At 65.3% G+C, this 1895-nt stretch carries 3 protein-coding genes; 1 reads left to right on the top strand and 2 read right to left on the bottom strand.

Annotated elements, in window-relative coordinates; genetic code table 11:
- On the top strand, positions 1–723 hold a 723-nt coding region (locus EN969_RS29100; protein WP_127419627.1), incomplete at its 5' end, for an LLM class flavin-dependent oxidoreductase.
- A gap of 6 nt (positions 724–729) precedes the next feature.
- Here the strand turns inward: EN969_RS29100 and EN969_RS29095 are convergent.
- Both EN969_RS29095 and EN969_RS29090 read right to left on the bottom strand, forming a co-directional pair.
- On the bottom strand, positions 730–1416 hold the full coding sequence (locus tag EN969_RS29095; RefSeq protein WP_063169486.1) for an isochorismatase family cysteine hydrolase: 687 nt from the start codon (positions 1414–1416) through the stop codon (positions 730–732).
- 35 nt (positions 1417–1451) lie between these two features.
- Positions 1452–1895, bottom strand: a 444-nt coding sequence (locus EN969_RS29090; RefSeq protein WP_127419626.1) for an ATP-binding cassette domain-containing protein, incomplete at its 5' end; no start/stop codon positions are given.

Here is a 1895-nt window from a genome sequence, read left to right as displayed (position 1 = left end):
GCGGGCGTGGTCGAACCGACTGTGGCGGCCCGACAACTGGCGTCGATCGACAGGCAAAGCGGCGGACGCCTGGCGCTGAGAATGATCAGCGAGCCGCTGAGCGATGCCGACGCCGAAACACGGCCGGTCGGGCACACCGTCATCTGGCAGCGAATAGACGAATATCTGGTGCTGCTGAAGCGGCTGTGGTCGAACGACCGGCCCTTCGACCACGAAGGAACGTTCTACAGCATCAAGGGCGGCTACGTGCCGCGCAAGGGACCGCACGGCGCCGACCTGGTCATCCGCATGGGCGGGCAGTCCGGAACGGCGCTCAAGGTGGCCGGCCGGCATGCCGATGTCTTTGAACTGGCGCCGGGCTCGATCGACGAGATCCGGCAATTGATGGAGCGGGTGCGTCGCTCCGCCGCCGAACATGGCCGGGCCGGCAAGCTGCGCTTCGCGCTTCCGGTCGGGATTCACCAGGGTGCTTCCGCCTCCGGCCACAAGGCGGTCGATGTTGCCGGGCCGCCAGCCCAGGCCGCCCTGTCGCTGCTTGCCTATGCAGCCCTCGGGATCGATGAATTCATGATTGTCGGCGTCGACACGCCACGCGAGATCGCAACGCTCGGCCGGGAAACGATCGCCCTGCTGCGCAATTCGCTGGCGCGTCGCGAACACGAGGCATTCCAGCCTGGAGCATATGCGTCTCGTGCAGGATTGGAGACGCGCGCAACGGGCTGAAGTCCTTCAGCCTTTTGTTGCCTCGGGCCTGTCGCCAAGCCGCGACAGGCCTTCAATGACAGCGCCCGAATCCGCCAGCGCGCCGAAGACGCCATCTTCGACCGTCACCATATGAAGCGCGGCCTCGTGGGCTTGTTTGTCGCCGCTGGCGCAGGCGTCGGAAATCGTCAGGCATTGAAACTTGCGGTCGCAGGCTTCGCGCAGCGTGGTGTGGACGCAGACATCCGTCGTGCATCCGGAAAACATGAGATGCGTGATGCCTTGCGCGCGGAGCACAAGCTCGAAATCCGTATAGGTGAAGGCGCTGTTGCAGGTCTTGTCGACGATGATGTCGTGCGGTGCCACGTCGATCTCCGGAACGATCTGGAACCCCGTGCCCGAGCGCAGCAGGATATCGGTGCCGTCGAGACCGGAGCGCTTGCGGCGCCATTTTTCGTAAGGCGTCATATCGGCCATGTCGGCCCTATAGCCCTGCCTGGTATGGATGACCCTGACGCCGGCCCTGCGCGCGGCCGCGATCAGCCGGCTCACCGTCGGCAGGATCGCCCTCAGAGGCGACGGGTCATAGCCCTGCCTGGCGAAGTAGCCCGTCGTCGACAGGAAATCCTGCTGCAGGTCGATGACGATCAGCGCGGTGTTTTCGGCCACCAGCCTGCCGTCAAAGGGAAAGTCGAAGGGCGTTGCCTTGATCATCCGGGGGCTCCCTGCTTGGCCGCTACCATAGTGGATCAACGCGATGACACCAGATGCTGGGCGTCGTGCAGGCGTCGATAGATGCCGCCGGCACGGATCAGTTCGCTGTGCGACCCCTGCTCGACGACGCCCGACTCCGAGACGACGACGATGCGGTCGGCGCCGCGGATCGTTGCCAGCCGGTGTGCGATGACCAGCGTGGTTCGGCCCTCGGCAAGTTCGGCCAGCGACTTCTGGATTTCGCGCTCGGTCTCGGTGTCGAGCGCCGACGTCGCCTCGTCGAGGATCAGGATCGGCGGGTTCTTCAAGAACATACGGGCAATCGCCAGCCGCTGCTTCTGGCCGCCGGACAGTTTTACGCCGCGCTCGCCGATGATCGTATCATAACCGGCCGGCAGGCCTGATATCATGCCGTCGAGCTGCGCCCGCCGCGCGGCATCGGCGATGGCGTCGTCGGAGGCGCCGAGACGGCCATAGGC

The sequence above is a fragment of the Mesorhizobium sp. M7A.F.Ca.CA.003.01.2.1 genome (genome assembly GCF_003998945.1).
GTDB classification, from domain to species: Bacteria; Pseudomonadota; Alphaproteobacteria; order Rhizobiales; family Rhizobiaceae; genus Mesorhizobium; species Mesorhizobium ciceri.
The sequence above is the reverse complement of the archived record's forward strand: the minus strand, read 5'-3'. Positions and strand labels throughout refer to the sequence as shown.